The 13,737-nt window shown below is 39.7% G+C and carries 24 protein-coding genes; all 24 read right to left on the bottom strand.

Going from position 1 to position 13,737, the window contains the following annotated elements; all coding sequences use genetic code 11:
* Nucleotides 1-56: 56 nt before the first annotated feature.
* Entirely contained in the window at nt 57-1,217 is a 1,161-nt protein-coding gene (locus tag IGJ25_RS10365) for a phage major capsid protein (protein ID WP_438779287.1), read from the bottom strand.
* On the bottom strand, nt 1,214-1,888 hold the full coding sequence (locus IGJ25_RS10370; RefSeq protein ID WP_438779288.1) for a head maturation protease, ClpP-related: 675 nt from the start codon (nt 1,886-1,888) through the stop codon (nt 1,214-1,216). Before IGJ25_RS10370 ends, IGJ25_RS10365 begins: the two co-directional genes overlap by 4 nt.
* Nucleotides 1,869-3,050 (bottom strand): phage portal protein, encoded by a 1,182-nt coding sequence (locus IGJ25_RS10375; protein WP_438779289.1) that lies wholly within the window; start codon nt 3,048-3,050, stop codon nt 1,869-1,871. The genes IGJ25_RS10370 and IGJ25_RS10375 overlap by 20 nt, the downstream gene beginning before the upstream one ends.
* Nucleotides 3,051-3,080: 30 nt before the next feature.
* Complete coding sequence (locus IGJ25_RS10380; RefSeq protein ID WP_272017499.1) at nt 3,081-3,254, bottom strand: hypothetical protein; 174 nt, start codon at nt 3,252-3,254, stop codon at nt 3,081-3,083.
* Between the two features lie 35 nt (nt 3,255-3,289).
* Complete coding sequence (locus IGJ25_RS10385; protein WP_272017498.1) at nt 3,290-3,478, bottom strand: hypothetical protein; 189 nt, start codon at nt 3,476-3,478, stop codon at nt 3,290-3,292.
* A 15-nt stretch (nt 3,479-3,493) separates the two neighbouring features.
* Nucleotides 3,494-5,185 (bottom strand): terminase large subunit, encoded by a 1,692-nt coding sequence (locus tag IGJ25_RS10390; protein ID WP_438779290.1) that lies wholly within the window; start codon nt 5,183-5,185, stop codon nt 3,494-3,496.
* A 1-nt stretch (nt 5,186) separates the two neighbouring features.
* On the bottom strand, nt 5,187-5,549 hold the full coding sequence (locus IGJ25_RS10395; protein ID WP_257601796.1) for a hypothetical protein: 363 nt from the start codon (nt 5,547-5,549) through the stop codon (nt 5,187-5,189).
* Between the two features lie 85 nt (nt 5,550-5,634).
* On the bottom strand, nt 5,635-5,961 hold the full coding sequence (locus IGJ25_RS10400; RefSeq protein WP_438779291.1) for an HNH endonuclease: 327 nt from the start codon (nt 5,959-5,961) through the stop codon (nt 5,635-5,637).
* 1 nt (nt 5,962) lies between these two features.
* Nucleotides 5,963-6,562: a hypothetical protein gene (locus IGJ25_RS10405; RefSeq protein WP_438779292.1), complete on the bottom strand. Its 600-nt coding sequence runs from the start codon at nt 6,560-6,562 to the stop codon at nt 5,963-5,965.
* A 208-nt stretch (nt 6,563-6,770) separates the two neighbouring features.
* On the bottom strand, nt 6,771-6,995 hold the full coding sequence (locus tag IGJ25_RS10410; protein ID WP_413132704.1) for a hypothetical protein: 225 nt from the start codon (nt 6,993-6,995) through the stop codon (nt 6,771-6,773).
* On the bottom strand, nt 6,985-8,181 hold the full coding sequence (locus tag IGJ25_RS10415; RefSeq protein WP_438779293.1) for a helix-turn-helix domain-containing protein: 1,197 nt from the start codon (nt 8,179-8,181) through the stop codon (nt 6,985-6,987). The genes IGJ25_RS10410 and IGJ25_RS10415 overlap by 11 nt, the downstream gene beginning before the upstream one ends.
* A 660-nt stretch (nt 8,182-8,841) precedes the next feature.
* Nucleotides 8,842-9,255 carry an integrase gene (locus IGJ25_RS10420; RefSeq protein ID WP_438779294.1) on the bottom strand — a complete coding sequence of 138 codons (414 nt, stop codon included), beginning with the start codon at nt 9,253-9,255 and terminating at the stop codon, nt 8,842-8,844.
* Between the two features lie 89 nt (nt 9,256-9,344).
* Complete coding sequence (locus IGJ25_RS10425) at nt 9,345-9,539, bottom strand: hypothetical protein (RefSeq protein ID WP_438779295.1); 195 nt, start codon at nt 9,537-9,539, stop codon at nt 9,345-9,347.
* Nucleotides 9,540-9,541: 2 nt separating this feature from the next.
* Nucleotides 9,542-9,730: a hypothetical protein gene (locus tag IGJ25_RS10430; protein WP_438779296.1), complete on the bottom strand. Its 189-nt coding sequence runs from the start codon at nt 9,728-9,730 to the stop codon at nt 9,542-9,544.
* Complete coding sequence (locus IGJ25_RS10435; RefSeq protein ID WP_438779297.1) at nt 9,720-10,043, bottom strand: hypothetical protein; 324 nt, start codon at nt 10,041-10,043, stop codon at nt 9,720-9,722. The genes IGJ25_RS10430 and IGJ25_RS10435 overlap by 11 nt, the downstream gene beginning before the upstream one ends.
* A 42-nt stretch (nt 10,044-10,085) precedes the next feature.
* The gene (locus tag IGJ25_RS10440; protein WP_438779298.1) at nt 10,086-10,277 is read right to left on the bottom strand and encodes a hypothetical protein; all 192 of its coding nucleotides are present in this window, start codon (nt 10,275-10,277) and stop codon (nt 10,086-10,088) included.
* Nucleotides 10,277-10,693: a hypothetical protein gene (locus IGJ25_RS10445; protein ID WP_438779299.1), complete on the bottom strand. Its 417-nt coding sequence runs from the start codon at nt 10,691-10,693 to the stop codon at nt 10,277-10,279. The genes IGJ25_RS10440 and IGJ25_RS10445 overlap by 1 nt, the downstream gene beginning before the upstream one ends.
* A 19-nt stretch (nt 10,694-10,712) precedes the next feature.
* Nucleotides 10,713-11,474: a DNA methyltransferase gene (locus IGJ25_RS10450; protein WP_438779300.1), complete on the bottom strand. Its 762-nt coding sequence runs from the start codon at nt 11,472-11,474 to the stop codon at nt 10,713-10,715.
* Nucleotides 11,475-11,516: 42 nt separating this feature from the next.
* Complete coding sequence (locus tag IGJ25_RS10455; RefSeq protein ID WP_121261453.1) at nt 11,517-11,945, bottom strand: hypothetical protein; 429 nt, start codon at nt 11,943-11,945, stop codon at nt 11,517-11,519.
* Nucleotides 11,946-11,978: 33 nt separating this feature from the next.
* Nucleotides 11,979-12,290 carry a hypothetical protein gene (locus IGJ25_RS10460; protein ID WP_228074069.1) on the bottom strand — a complete coding sequence of 104 codons (312 nt, stop codon included), beginning with the start codon at nt 12,288-12,290 and terminating at the stop codon, nt 11,979-11,981.
* Nucleotides 12,290-12,523, bottom strand: a complete 234-nt coding sequence (locus tag IGJ25_RS10465) for a hypothetical protein (RefSeq protein ID WP_438779301.1) — start codon at nt 12,521-12,523, stop codon at nt 12,290-12,292. Before IGJ25_RS10465 ends, IGJ25_RS10460 begins: the two co-directional genes overlap by 1 nt.
* A complete protein-coding gene (locus IGJ25_RS10470; RefSeq protein ID WP_438779302.1) occupies nt 12,520-13,092 on the bottom strand; it encodes a DUF1642 domain-containing protein in 573 nt (190 codons plus the stop codon). The genes IGJ25_RS10465 and IGJ25_RS10470 overlap by 4 nt, the downstream gene beginning before the upstream one ends.
* Nucleotides 13,070-13,231 (bottom strand): hypothetical protein, encoded by a 162-nt coding sequence (locus IGJ25_RS10475; protein WP_438779303.1) that lies wholly within the window; start codon nt 13,229-13,231, stop codon nt 13,070-13,072. The genes IGJ25_RS10470 and IGJ25_RS10475 overlap by 23 nt, the downstream gene beginning before the upstream one ends.
* Entirely contained in the window at nt 13,231-13,563 is a 333-nt protein-coding gene (locus IGJ25_RS10480; protein ID WP_438779304.1) for a VRR-NUC domain-containing protein, read from the bottom strand. The genes IGJ25_RS10475 and IGJ25_RS10480 overlap by 1 nt, the downstream gene beginning before the upstream one ends.
* Between the last annotated feature and the right edge of the window lie 174 nt (nt 13,564-13,737).

Raw genomic sequence — 13,737 nt, forward strand, 5'->3', positions numbered from 1 at the left:
AGTATTGTCACTAGTCGGCTTTTCTAAGTCGGCTACCCCTAACGAAGTAGGGGAAATTACTCCCCCGCTTTAGGTTCTAACAAACCAAAGGCTTTTGTATCAAGCACAGCCCAGTCAGTGATCATGTAGCCAAGGTAAATTGTTTCGCGACTAGTCAAATCTTTTTGAGATTGGATAGACAATGGCTCGTTTGTGTTTTGGACCATTCCAGCTTCACCATTCGCAAACAAGATTTCTCCATCAGCCAATCCGCCGTCCATTACAACAGTATAACCAAACAATCGACCAACACCGCCAGACGTTGCATCAGGGATAAATACTGGTCGATTTTCGCCATCAACAATATTCGCCAGTTTCAACCAGATTGTATTGTTGTTTGCGTAAATTTTAGCACCAGAAACGTATGTTGGGTGAACTTTTGTCATTAATTGGGTAAGGTTTGCATATGTCGGAACAGTTGCAGCATCATATTCCACAACTTGAGGAGTGGAGGCTTCTGCTTTCAATTCTGTTAACAACCCTTTAGGTTCGCCAGTACCTGTACCAGTAAATACTTTAGTACCCAAAGCTACACCGATACGATCTGCAATTTCTTTTTGGATAAACGGAAGGAATTCTTGAATGCTCATAGCATCAAGTTTGAATGATACACGAACTAATTTAGCAAGTTCGAATCCATTCAATTGAACTTCTCCAAATGTATTCTTTTCATCTTCCGCTGGCGTTCCTTCAGCAACGAATGAAGCATCACCTTGTGTAATTCCAGTATGTTTCTTAAATTTCAAGATACCCGTCACGTTCAACTTGCGAATAGATCCATAGAATGGATATTGTTCACTCACCATTTCCATAATGCCAGCTACAGTTGTTTCAGGGATTAAAATACCTTGTGTTTTTACTTCGTGAGTGTATGCAGCGTTATTTACTTTCTCAAAGACTTGTTTGTCACCTGCGCTTAAATCACGATCTAACATAATTTTTGCAAATACATCTTCATATTTTGGTGCTGCTACATCTTTTACTTCTTCAACTTTTGTCAAATTTGCCACCTCTTCTGGTTTTTTATTTTCCAGCGCTTTGTCTTCGACTTTCGCTGTTTTTGGTTCTTCAAAGACTGCTTTAGCTTCTGGATTGTCTTTCATAAGTTGATCCAATGCTGCATTCGCTTCTGCCGTCTTGCCTTCTTCTAATAATTTTTGGATTTCTTCGAAATTCATTTTTTATCCTCCTTGAAACGCAAAAAACGTAACTTAGCTTCTGCCAAATCACGTTCTTCTTTGTCCTTCATATTTTGTAGTTTTTTGATAAATGACGAATTGGCTAAACTCTCAAAACCAGCTACTAAAAGTAACTCGCTTTCCGAATCTTTAACCATTCCATCAGCAAATCCATAATCAATTACTTCTTGTGCGGTCATGAATGTTTCTTTGGCCATTAAATCTGCCAATCCTTCTTTGTCTAGTCCTGTTTTTGCTACATAGGCATCTAGCAAAGAATTTTCAACGGTCGTTAATAGTTGAGCCGCTTTTTCCATATCCTTTTTCTCACCACTAACATCAGCTAGTGTTGGATTGTGGATCATAAACGTAGCTACTGGACTTACAAGCACTTCATCAAATGCGCATGTAATCAATGTACCGATACTGGCTACCAAACCGCTTAACTTAACAGTCGTTTTGCCTTCGTGGTTTTTAATAATGTCGTAAATCTCTTGTCCAGCAAATACAGAACCGCCGTTTGTGGTCAATGTAATTTCTACATCTTCACTTCCAGCGTCTTCTAATGCTCGTTTGACGTTCCCTGGATAAATTGAATCTAGGTCAAACCAATCAAACAGTTTGCCTACATTATCGGAAACGACATCGCCTTTAAGCTGAATCTTCTTCATCTGCATCCCCCTCTCTTATATTGTTTTGCCCAATTCTGTCAGTGTCTTTTCGAAGTAAACGCATATCTCCGCCTTCGACAGGTTCCAACCCTAATGCAATCGTTCTGTATTCATTCACAGTCATCACACCACGATCGAGCCAGCCAACCATTTGTAACTTCGTTTGCATACTTGCAAATTGAAGGTTGTTGGATTCAAACATAATTGAATTACCCAATGCTCTTTCTCGCCTACTAAAAAAAGCCTTTGTAAATCCATCTGATAATTGGATCAACACTGGCTCGATTTGAGTTTCATAATAGGCAATCCACTGGTTTTCAGTGAAATTTGATTGAATAATTGAATCATTGGAGTTGAAAAGGTCTAAAATACGCTGTCTCGTTGCGGCTGACTGTTCTTTTTCAGGAACATAGGAATAAGGTTGCACCTGAACTGCATCAGCCTTAGAATCGACACCAGCGGCTCCCATTCCCTCCTCAGATGTTTTAAGGAAATCTTCAACAAACTGCTTCGTATTTTCTTTGATATCTTCAGGTCTCAATGTTTGATTGAATTTTAGCAGCCATTTAACAACGTTTGAGTTTCGAATCGCTGCTATGATCCCTTGGTCGGTTGTTTGGACCACTTCAAGCAATGGTAAAAGAGACGGTGCTAGGCTATCACCTAATATTTCGTTTGAAGTAAAGTCATTTCTAATGTGAATGAGGTCCCGATATCTAAAGGTATAGGATTTGCCATCACGTAGAACGAACTTAATGAAATACTCGCCACTAGGGCTAATCAATAACTCCAGAGAGTGAGAAACGATTGGATAAAGCGCAATAGGCTTTCCGTTGTCATCTTTTTCCACATAAATAAAGGCATTCCCGTTTACCCGATACTGCCAAATCGTCTTTTCAAGCAGCATTTGCATGCTCATTAAGACGTTGGGTTCCTGAAGCACCATTGAGACAGCAATGTTAGGATTAATCTTGTCGCCAAACCTATGTTTAGGCACTGTCTTCCCAACTGCATTTGCAAGAGGTCGTACAGCGCTTCGCACAATGTCGGCTTCATAAACATTCCCGCTAAATCCAACAAATCCAGAACTAGGTTCGTCAATCATTTGAAACTTCGTTACAGTTTTCGGAGTTTCGTTTACTTTCCGATTAAATAATTTCAATTTCTCACCCCTTTCTATAAAGGCGGTAGCCTATTTGGTCGACTTCAATTTAACAAAGTCGTTACCATTTAAATTGTTGTACATTTCTTCTGCTTTTTTCTTGCTAAAGAAACTAACAATTTTAATTTGTAAGATTTTCAAATAAATTGTTTTCTTAATCTTTAAGTGGATTGTCACATTTCCGTGATTCTTTTCTTCTGCCACAAAAATCACCCCTTTCTAAATTCAAAAGTATTTAATTACTTTTCAAATGCATATCCCGCAATATTGTTAAGCATGAAAGTGGCTTTCCGTCGAACCTGTGTGCTAATGCCGAAATATTCAAACATAATGTAACCTAGCCCTAGTTCTTCTTTAAATTCTGAAACCATTTCGTATTTGCCCGTTCCGCCATTATTAAACCAAATAATCAAACTTTTATTTTCCATTACATCCATTCCTTTCTAAATCAATCCAAGGTATTCTTCCATGTAGCGCTCATAGATTGCATAAGCGTCCAAAAGACTTGCCAAACCATCAATACGTTTTCTCGGGTTGTTGCCCTTAACAGGTTTTATATTGGCATTCTCGTCCGTTTTTACACGCGTGTTAGAGATACACCATTTTAGTAACCCATTATTGTTGTAATTGATATTGTCACTCATTAAATCAGCACCCAATGCTTTCATAGGAGCAGAGAGAGATTTGAACCCTTGGTAAACAGCTTCAGGAACAGAAGGTCCAAATGCATTCTTCAATTCATCGATCAGATAAGCCGAACTCCAAGCATCATAACCAATTTTGAACGGATAAATATCGTATTCCATCTGCAATTTTACGAACCATTTTGTTATATCCTTGTAATCCACTTTGCTGTCACCAGAAAGGGTGATAATGCCTTGGTCTTTCCATTTGTCATATGGCACCTTATCGTCCTTCATACGCTCTTCAAACAAGTCTCTTGGCATAAAGTACTGTTGCATGACATAAAGCTTATTAGGCTCGTCCTTGATGCCAAATATTGCATTCGCACAAGTCAAGTCAGTGGTTGCTGACAAGTCAATACCGCCAATAAAATATCTTGGCTTAAGTTCAAGCACATTGAAGGTTGATTCATTGTTGAAATCGTTGAAGCTTAACCATGCATCTGTATCGGATTCATTAATATTGAACTCTTTACATAGCATATTGCGCACCATACGAGGATTTTGTTTCGCAAGGTCAACTTTTTCCTTTAATGATTGCAATTTCTTGATAACGCCGATTCCTGGATTAGCTTTGACCCACATTTCTTCGTCTCGCCACTCCTCTGGATCGTCTAATTCGTACATGAATGGAATTGTGCGATCATCATGATAGCCTTCAGCATTATCCCAGCCATCAATGATATCTCCCATCTCCTCCCGAAGTTCATCGAAGATGTCTTCACGAGTTGTACCAGAAGTTGTAGTGATTAAAATAAGGGGTTGCTCGCGAGCGGACATACTATCAACGATTACGTCATACAGTGGACGTCCGCCACGTCCTTTCCACGAATGAATTTCATCCATCAATGAGCAATGAGCGTTTAAACCGTCCAAACTATCTGAATCGCTAGCCAAGGGTTTGAATTCAGCATCATTAAATTCGGCTACCATGTCGGCCACTCTAGCTTTAATCATTTTTCTGAGCGTTGGTGATTTTTTAACCATCAATTTCGCTTCTTGCCAAATGATTTTCGCTTGATCTTTCTTAGCAGCCGTTGCTAATATTTGAGAACCGTTTTCTTGATCAGCAATCATCATGTAAAGTCCGATTGCTGAAGCGATTGCTGACTTACCATTCTTACGGCCTATGAGTAGAAATACTCGCTGATACTTTCTATTGCCTTCGATATCCACAAAGCCAAATATCGCTTCAATCATTGCCTTTTGCCAAAGCATTAGCTTCAATGGCTTGTTCGCTTGTTTCCCTTTTGACGGGTGACAAAACTTTTCTATGAAGTCAATCGGATGTTTCGCACGTTTTGGATCAAAATAATAGTCGCTGTCTGTTTTTTTCAGATCAGCGACTAGCTTTTTATATAGTTTGAATATCTTTAAAGAGACTACTGTGCTTCCGCCGTTTTGCCTGAAGCTTTTCCAGTATTTGAAAATGTTCGTTTCTTGATAATCCACATCAATCCGCCCTCTCACTTAGAAAGGCGCTGAATTCAGATAAACCATCGTCATTTCTAGGAGCATCTTTAGGCAACAAGCCAAGAAGTTTCTCAGTAACTGTCGTATATCGTTGGATAGTTGTGTTGTATGACTTCAAAGCAGGGTGTTCACGCATGATTGAATACTCACCTTGCGGCATTTCGTTAATTACGCCTTCATTTTGAATAATTTCTTTTAATTCGAGCAATGTTGCCTTCATAAACGCTGATTCTTCAATCAAACCTTTGATTGTTCGTTGCTTCTTGCTATCAACTTCCTTAAAGATATCCGTTAGTCGCTTTATCTCGTTCGTTACTAGGCGCTTCCTCTTCTTATCGTCCATCTAAATCCTCCTTTCTTTTGGGGTGGGGGTTATATGAAATTACCCTGTGTGTTTTTCGGAGTTCCATCCCCGATTCCTAACCGATTTATTTTTTTCGTTTCGAACGGGGGATAAGGTTGCCGTTGCCATCGAACATTACATCATCATTAATTATTTTTTCTTTTTCGAAATGTTCTTTGTTATGACACTCAAGGCATAAGTATTCTAAGTTGCTCCATGCCAGTGATACATCTGGATCATGTATAGTCTCCTCTGTTAGGTGTTGCTTATGATGGACTATATATCCTTTGACAATCTTGTTCTTCTTTATACATCTCTCACACAATCCACCAACTGATTTGATATATCCTGCTCTACAGTTACGCCATGCCTTAGACTTATAGAATGGTTGTGATATATGTCTAGGTACCATTCTAGTATCCTAAGATCCTTCCCCATTGATTACCTGACTGTTTCATAATGTCATCAATCGATCGACCTTTTGGCTCTTCCGCCTCACGTCTATGTGTAATTACGTTTTTGGACAGATGACGGTTAGCAACTCCGTCCAACCCCTCAATACAAATATACTGCTTGCCATCTGACTTCTCGTCTTCTGTTGCCCATCGATAGGTTACCTCGATTAATGTTTCGTCAAACACTCGTACGCCTTTGTAGTATACTTCAGGAACTGAATCAAGATTCTTGAGCTTAATCTCCAATAGATTTGTATCGTCTGTCTTGCATTCATCTTTGTGACAATCCAACTCTTGTGCCTTACAATCACCTAAATCGCCACAGAAAGATTTATTAAAAATTACAGTCGTAACTAACTTAGCACCTGGCTCTAAATGCTTAACATATGATTCTTCTTTGATATACCAGTCTACTAGCAATTTGGTAAACGAGATACCATCTACCGGATGTTTCACATCCACAACTTGAGCATTAGGGTATTTAGACTTAATGTCTCTCACTGTTCTTCCTGTAGTTAAAACAGTGTAACCATGTTCGATATAATCTTTTAACTTCATATTCCATACCTCCTTAACCTCTCAACAATATGCGGATCACTCTTCCAGCCATGCCCAATGTATATCAACCTATGCCGATCGATATACTCGTCACTAAATTGCTGGTAGCATTCAAGCAACGTGTGCTTTGATTTCAACTCCGCTTGCCGGATGTTCTTATGCCTTAGTATTCCTACTGATAGTTGGATGTAATAGTAATGCATATCAGTCACCCCAACTCATATTCACGAACTTCATATTGATAAAAATAATTTTGTTCCGATAATTCATCAGCCGTTCGTACAGCATCTTCTTTATTTGCCATTATCGAATAGATGTCCACCATATCTCCAAACGGTTCAATTTCCGGTTGAGGAAACGGATTGTTGCATACCATGCTAACCTTGAATCCCTTTTTAATGACTGCATAAACTTTTTGTCCTTTAGATGTCATACGTCACCCTCAACCTTTCGCTATCATACTCAAACAACTGCAGCACCTTCTTGCCCATCGTCCAACCATTCTCTATCTCGTAGCTGTCATTCGGCTTAATAGTCCCTAATTGACGATGGATCACACCTTGATAATCGTTCGTCTGTTGCGTGTGGAAATGACCGGTTATAATCTCCCGTGTAGTTGCCTTACTCCACATATCAGAGAATTCAGTAGCGAACAACATCGGCAAATCCTTCCGCTTGCCATACTGCCCATGAGTAATCATGATCGCCACGTTATCCAACATGAACGCTTGTCGATATTTGTTGTGCGCATGCACTTGGATATCTGGGTACTTGGCTTCTAGGTATAGGAGAAACATATACTCGATCGATCCGCTATGATTCCCTTCGGCGTGCTCCACAGTTACTTGCTTCGAATGTCTCACACACTCAGTAATCAACACGTCAAAAAAGGAGCGAGCGTCTTTAATCGCTTGCTCCATGTCTACATCATCTAATTGTGTGCCAGCCATCGTGACTGACTTCTTGATTTGGCTGCTATGGAATAAATCTCCTAGCTGGCCAATAACAATCTGCTTATAGCCTTTTGAAATAACTTCAATCATTCTCGCTAGCTTATCTTGTAAATCCTCTAGCTTAGTGATGCCAAAATGCCAGTCAGCCAAACCAATGAATAAGTTTCGGTCACCCGTCTTTATCGCGGTTAGCTTTACTGGCTCGATTGATTCGGTGAATGCTGATACATCGAATGCCTTATGTTTTGGCTTGACCACAAACTTCAACTGTTGGTTCCACTTCTGAATTTCAGCAGTTGTTGTGGTCCATTCGTTAGTGGTTACTTGAGATATTTCCCACTCTTGCGGATCATAGCCCTTGTACTTGAGAATATCTTCTGGCGTTTTACTGTCCTTCTGGTAGAAAGCCATTTTTACATCGAATTCAGCTTGAGAAATAGTGCCATCAATGTTATATCGTTTGTTTTCGTTGATTGATTGACCATCTATGGTACGAGGTGGCGTTACTTTGTTCAATCGTTGACGTTTGCTCTTTACACTAATCTTGGTAAACTCTCTTCCGTACTCGTTTGACAATATGATTGCTATTTCTTTATTGGTATAACCTTCACTGATTAAATCTTTGAGCCTGTCAATTTCTTGTTCCGTCCAGTTTATGTCTGCCACCTCGCTTTTCTGCAAAATAAAAAGCCACTCGGAGTGAGTGACTTTGATATGTACGTTGCATAGGCAGGGACGTTTCCGATCCTATGCGAGAACCAATCACGGAGTTTCACCGAACAGCAATGCCGAGTTCTATCTAACCAATTAGAACTGCAACTAGGCAGTTAACATCTGAAAAAAGCAACCTACACGCTCGCAATCTCGAGCCACCATATCCCACTATGCCACAATCCTCGGTTGCTTCTTTGTCTATTCGCATTAAGGCAGCGAGAAACCGAACAACGGATCAGAATATCGCCCCTGACCTTGGCTTACTCATTTAACTGTGAATCCCTTCCTTCATCACAGACCGCTCACAAAGCCTGCGTAAGGCAACCTGCCGTGTTCCTAGCAAGTCCAACTTAATGTCTACGTCACTGGAGTGGCACTGCCCCACTCACGAACTGGTTCCTAAAACATTAGGAGCGAGAGTTTCAACACAGGTAGCTAATCTGATTATGCCAGTTCTATCTCGCCGTGCGTCTTCTACTTCCGCCACAGTGACTATCGCCCACAGAATAATTTTTACGTATCAAAAGGAGGTTGAATGCCGTTGTGCTTGTGGGCGATATCTGATAATACTATTTTATAACATTTTCATACCTCAAAAAGTTCAAAAAAGGTTCATAAATCAAGCTGTTTATCGACTTCTTCAAAAAACTTATTACGCAATCTCTTCGCCGTGCTCACACTAGCAAGGATGATTCTCTGTTCCACCAACCCTTGCATAGTGTATTGCGGAAATCGTTTGATATACAACTCTCGAATGATCGTCTCAGTGTCACTGCCGCACTCATCGAGAAGATCTTGTACAATCTGCTTATTGCGTTTCAATCGCCGAATCTGCTTATCCGTCTCGATGGTCCACAATGTGCCGAACATCAAATCGCTGTCGCTTCTTGTTCCCTTGATGTCCCCGTTAACATCCTCTTCTCGATACGGAACCCGAATCTCTTCTTCAAGCTTCCTGACGTACTTATCCGTATCTCGGTAATCTTTCAACACTGCCTTGACTCGTTCAACACGCCATTTCTCCAATCACTTGCCCTCCTCTTTGTCTTCCTTACCAAAAATCACGCTTGCGAATACAGAAGCTATTACAGCTACAAATATCAAAACCGCTTCTGTCATTTTTGTGCCTTCTCAATCTCTTGCTCTAACCACTGGTCTTTGACAGCTAGTAAAGCGCCATCTTTGGAACAGTATTCGTCTATTAATCTTGCTGGATTTTCTTTAGTTCCCTCGCCTTCATACGAAACTACATGAATAACTTCCATCATTTCAACTTGTCGAACATGATTTGATTTTTTAGGTATTTTCATGGTCACCCTCCACTCTCAATCGCATCCCTAACCACTGGATCACGATAAAGCATTTTGTATTTTAGTTGCTCATACTGCAGCTGCTGTTGAAGTTGTTCAATCTGCTTCTGTTGATCCACAATTGTATAGGTTAAACAACTCAGTGCCAGGACAGTTAGGATCGTTATGATGATTGCTTGGCTAGTTTTCATTAGCTTGCTCCTGTTCCTCTTCCCAAGGTTCCTGCCGCCTAATTGACCAAACTGGTACTGATTTATCACCATAATCCTGCCATTCAATCCACCAACAAGACATCGGCTCATTATCATCGTTTCGTCCAAATCTATAACGGACAAAAGCATCTTCGATTACGAAAGGAATATCTTCATCAAATCCAAACAAATCTTCCCGCCATGCTTTAAGCGCTTCTTCTTTGGTGTATTTTTGTTTGTTGAATCCACCCCAACCACGCCAATCACCGTAAAACTCACTATATTCGAATTTACTTTTACCTTTTATTGGCATTGATTTGCCTCCTCCTGTTTGCTATCGCTGACGATTGCGGAATTATTCAACTCTCTTAATATTCCCACCTGATAAATTGGCAACCGCTTGTGCTACACTTTTATCTTCAAATTTTACCGCTGATCTACAAAACATCCGATGCTCAAATTCAACTTGTGGTTTCGCACACGCTTCGAATTTGTAATAAGTCAAAAACAAATCATTATTTTTAGAATCAATCACAATCCATGCCATCACTCTGCCTCCTGTTCCAAAGCCCATCTTGAAAATACTTCTAGGACTTCAAATTGCTCAAAGGCTGTCAGCTCACCGTATGATTTGATAAAGGGTTTATCTTTTTCAATTCGTTTAAATTCTTCATAAGAACCCTTTCCCCAAGCGACATCAAATTGATAGTATAGTGAGTTAATGACTTCAAAAGGAAACCAACAATTTTTCTTTCGATCTATCCAAGTTGATTTCAACCAATCCAACACAATCTGCTGATTCGGATTGAGTTGCGGTTGTTCTAGAGCTTCCACATTAGCCACCGCATAATTAAATCCTTCTAAGAAACTATTGTTTATAGATTTGTAAGGATCATGGTTACTGTCACATTCTTCAAGCAACCTATCCGCTTCATCTTCTAACCATTTCAAAACTTTACTCACATTCATTCCTCGCTTTCTGCTATTTCGTCGGATAGTGGACTAAATCCATCTCCAGAACTTTACGAAATATATCCTCAACTAATGCAGCAGGTATATTTGATCGCTCGTTGTAGTCTCTACTAAAGCCTGACTTAAACTCAACTTCATTCGGGATAATTTCTTTTTTTAGGTCTAAATCTATATTGCTTTTGAATTTAGTAGGTTTTTTAATTGGATAATCATAATTGTTGTAATAAGTAAGATTCTCATAGGGAATCTCAAAGCCTAGAATCTTTTCAATATATTCCCATAAACGGCCATGAGCCGGATTCTCTATGATGTAAACTTTTGGTTGATATCGTTTGATGATTTCAATCGTATTAAATGCACAAAGCTCGCCATTTATTCGCGTCAATAATGATTTTTCTGGCTTGAATTGATACCGATCGTAGTCACTCCTGTATCTGATAGTAAAGCGAGATAAAGGTACTTGCGGCTCAAAGAGTCCATCTCCCTTTTCTTGTTTCCAACAGGCATTCCCATTATCCATAGCACTTGCCACAGACCAGGATTCACACGGCGGACTTGCAATGATAAGATCTGGATTTGGCAAGCTATCTAAGTGATCGAATAAAGTATTATCTCCAAACAACCTAGAATAATCTGCTAAGTTCAGATTGATAAAATGATTACCCTTGTTCTTGCGGTCAATTCCAATCGAATAAATCTCAATATCTTCAAACTTTTTTGCAGCTTTTGAATAGCAACCATTTCCGCTGTCGAATAGCGCCCAAACGATCATTAGTGTCCTCCCTTCAGTTGGTTATTTTGGTGGATAGTGGAATCAACTCACACTAATTTCATCAATTTCATAAATGTTGTACCAGCTGGGTAAATATTTGTGCTTTATGAACCAGTTTTGAATTAAGTCATCTAGTTCTTCCCTGTGTTCTTCTGTTACATCATCTAAATAATCTTCGGCAAATTCTCCTCCGTCTTCATAAGCAGCTTCCTGTATACGTTCTAGTAAATCATCAACACTGAAAGGTATTCCCGGACAGAATGCTTGTCCCACATAAAAGCTAGTTACAACTTCTTCTGGTGTACTTCCCATTTCATCATCCAAACACCCGTCTTCTGGATTCTTGTTAAAGGTTTGAATTGACTCAATACCAAATTTCACAGCTTCTTCTTTAGTGTCAAAATATTCAGCGGCTTGCCATTGGTCTTCGTCAACAGAACACATCCACTTTTCGTGCATTTCTTTACTCATTTTCTTCTCCTCCTAGTTGGTAATATCTTCCGATTACTGACTCAATATCTCAACCGTTGCACCTGCGAAATTGCCTTTCTTCAAAGGTATCTGCAATCTGCATGCTCGATCCAAAGTCCATTTGTTCAACCCTGACATCTCTGCGGCTTCACGCTGTGTGCTGAATTCTTTGACTTCTCCATCTGGAAAAGTAAATCTGACTGGCGTTGAGTTGTATCTATTTTGCTTTGGTCGATCGTAACTCTTTCCCCACAAAGCCTTTCTCAAAACTCTGATTTCGTCTTCGTCAGCACCTGGCGTATTAACTAACCTTTCCAACCGATATAAATCTTCTTTGTTAGCCATCATTCCACCCTCTTCATATCTCGCAATCTAACTACTGTCCGATCGCTGCCAAACGTCACGATGGCCGAGTTCTCAAACACTTTGACACACACTGCTTTGAAAGGTTTTGTAAAACGTTCGGTCACGCACCAATACTCTATGCCTGCTTTTACTCTACGTTGCTTTCTGACTACTCGTGGCGGTGGGCTATACTTACCGTCTTGCACGCCTGTTACTGTGTCTGCTAGTTTCATTTGACTTCCTCCACTTCTAGCGACTCTTTTTTGGCTAATAATCTAAAATTAGAATAAAAATAGTCGAGGTCATTGTCGGGACCGCCTTCATCATCCACTGAATAAAACTCGTCTTTTATCCCATTCACAAGAAGCACACCGCTCTCGCTAACTGATTCAACAATATAAATTTTCGCTTCGTGTTTGCCTTTTCTAATAACCAAATCGCCTTGAGATAAAGGGAAAACAGGAAGTTTCTCCACTTCATAACCAAATATCCACGCTTTAGCAGTCAGTTCATCGTTTTCGTTGTCTGCAACCCAATTTTGAAAATCTGTCGATCCAACAACTTCGCCGTTTGAGATTTGATAATATCCATTTAAGCAATCAGCTAATGTAGCATTTTCTTTGCATTGCTTGATCCAATCAGCTACAAACTTAGGTACAGTTACTTTTGGTTGTTCGTCAAGTTGCTCAATCAACTCTCTAACCTTATAAATTTTTACGTATCGATCTTTTTCACCAGTGTTATGGTCGGTACACCACACACCCCAATCTATTACACTATTAAAAAATTCTTGTTTGTTCATCCTTACTCCTCCGTTCCATTTCTTCACAAATCCATTTTTCACGGAAATCAAATCGCCTTTGTGCGCTGCGCACGATTTTTAGTTGAGCTATTAAATCTACATCCGACAGTTTGCGTATGCTTTCTTGTGTTGGTGTCATTAAAAACCCCACCCTACTATTTTTTCTTCCACGATCATCAATGCGTCCATCGCACTTCTAGCAATGCCATGAACAATACCGTCTTTTTGCAATACTTTATGAAAGGTAATTTGTTCGGGTCTTACTTTGCCTTTTGCGTTCTTTACTTCGATATAGAAAACTGTTTGATCGTTCGGGTTGTAGCCATAAATATCAAAATGTCCTTTTGGCAGCAGTTTAATCACTCCGCCAGATTCTGTTCTAACTTTGCCGGCATTCGTGCGAAAAGCTTTATAACCTTTTTTCGATAATTCGATTAGTATTTCGTTTTGGATTGATTGTTCAGATTGCATGTTTGGACCTCCTAATAAAGTGAATAGTCAGCCTAAACTATTCACCTGCCTTCGGGCTTACTCCCCCAATGGATACAGCTTGATAAGGTGAACAGTAGTGCATAGTTTGACCCAAATTCCTATTCTTTTATATATTTTTCCTTTATTACTTTTTTTATTTACTCTTTTATATTA

The sequence above is a fragment of the Enterococcus sp. DIV0240d genome (assembly GCF_051711245.1).
GTDB classification, from domain to species: domain Bacteria; phylum Bacillota; class Bacilli; order Lactobacillales; family Enterococcaceae; genus Enterococcus_D; species Enterococcus_D casseliflavus.

Excerpts from the sequence above, each read along its gene's own strand:
- IGJ25_RS10410 (WP_413132704.1), bottom strand. The coding sequence starts at position 6,995 with ATGACATCTAAAGGACAAAAAGTTTATGCAGTCATTAAAAAGGGATTC.
- IGJ25_RS10435 (WP_438779297.1), bottom strand. The coding sequence starts at position 10,043 with ATGCCAATAAAAGGTAAAAGTAAATTCGAATATAGTGAGTTTTACGGT.
- IGJ25_RS10365 (WP_438779287.1), bottom strand. The coding sequence starts at position 1,217 with ATGAATTTCGAAGAAATCCAAAAATTATTAGAAGAAGGCAAGACGGCA.
- IGJ25_RS10425 (WP_438779295.1), bottom strand. The coding sequence starts at position 9,539 with ATGAAAATACCTAAAAAATCAAATCATGTTCGACAAGTTGAAATGATG.
- IGJ25_RS10460 (WP_228074069.1), bottom strand. The coding sequence starts at position 12,290 with ATGGCTAACAAAGAAGATTTATATCGGTTGGAAAGGTTAGTTAATACG.
- IGJ25_RS10430 (WP_438779296.1), bottom strand. The coding sequence starts at position 9,730 with ATGAAAACTAGCCAAGCAATCATCATAACGATCCTAACTGTCCTGGCA.
- IGJ25_RS10400 (WP_438779291.1), bottom strand. The coding sequence starts at position 5,961 with ATGGTACCTAGACATATATCACAACCATTCTATAAGTCTAAGGCATGG.
- IGJ25_RS10440 (WP_438779298.1), bottom strand. The coding sequence starts at position 10,277 with ATGGCATGGATTGTGATTGATTCTAAAAATAATGATTTGTTTTTGACT.
- IGJ25_RS10450 (WP_438779300.1), bottom strand. The coding sequence starts at position 11,474 with ATGATCGTTTGGGCGCTATTCGACAGCGGAAATGGTTGCTATTCAAAA.
- IGJ25_RS10405 (WP_438779292.1), bottom strand. The coding sequence starts at position 6,562 with ATGAAGTTAAAAGATTATATCGAACATGGTTACACTGTTTTAACTACA.
- IGJ25_RS10475 (WP_438779303.1), bottom strand. The coding sequence starts at position 13,231 with ATGACACCAACACAAGAAAGCATACGCAAACTGTCGGATGTAGATTTA.
- IGJ25_RS10395 (WP_257601796.1), bottom strand. The coding sequence starts at position 5,549 with ATGGACGATAAGAAGAGGAAGCGCCTAGTAACGAACGAGATAAAGCGA.
- IGJ25_RS10480 (WP_438779304.1), bottom strand. The coding sequence starts at position 13,563 with ATGCAATCTGAACAATCAATCCAAAACGAAATACTAATCGAATTATCG.
- IGJ25_RS10465 (WP_438779301.1), bottom strand. The coding sequence starts at position 12,523 with ATGAAACTAGCAGACACAGTAACAGGCGTGCAAGACGGTAAGTATAGC.
- IGJ25_RS10385 (WP_272017498.1), bottom strand. The coding sequence starts at position 3,478 with ATGGAAAATAAAAGTTTGATTATTTGGTTTAATAATGGCGGAACGGGC.
- IGJ25_RS10370 (WP_438779288.1), bottom strand. The coding sequence starts at position 1,888 with ATGAAGAAGATTCAGCTTAAAGGCGATGTCGTTTCCGATAATGTAGGC.
- IGJ25_RS10455 (WP_121261453.1), bottom strand. The coding sequence starts at position 11,945 with ATGAGTAAAGAAATGCACGAAAAGTGGATGTGTTCTGTTGACGAAGAC.
- IGJ25_RS10470 (WP_438779302.1), bottom strand. The coding sequence starts at position 13,092 with ATGAACAAACAAGAATTTTTTAATAGTGTAATAGATTGGGGTGTGTGG.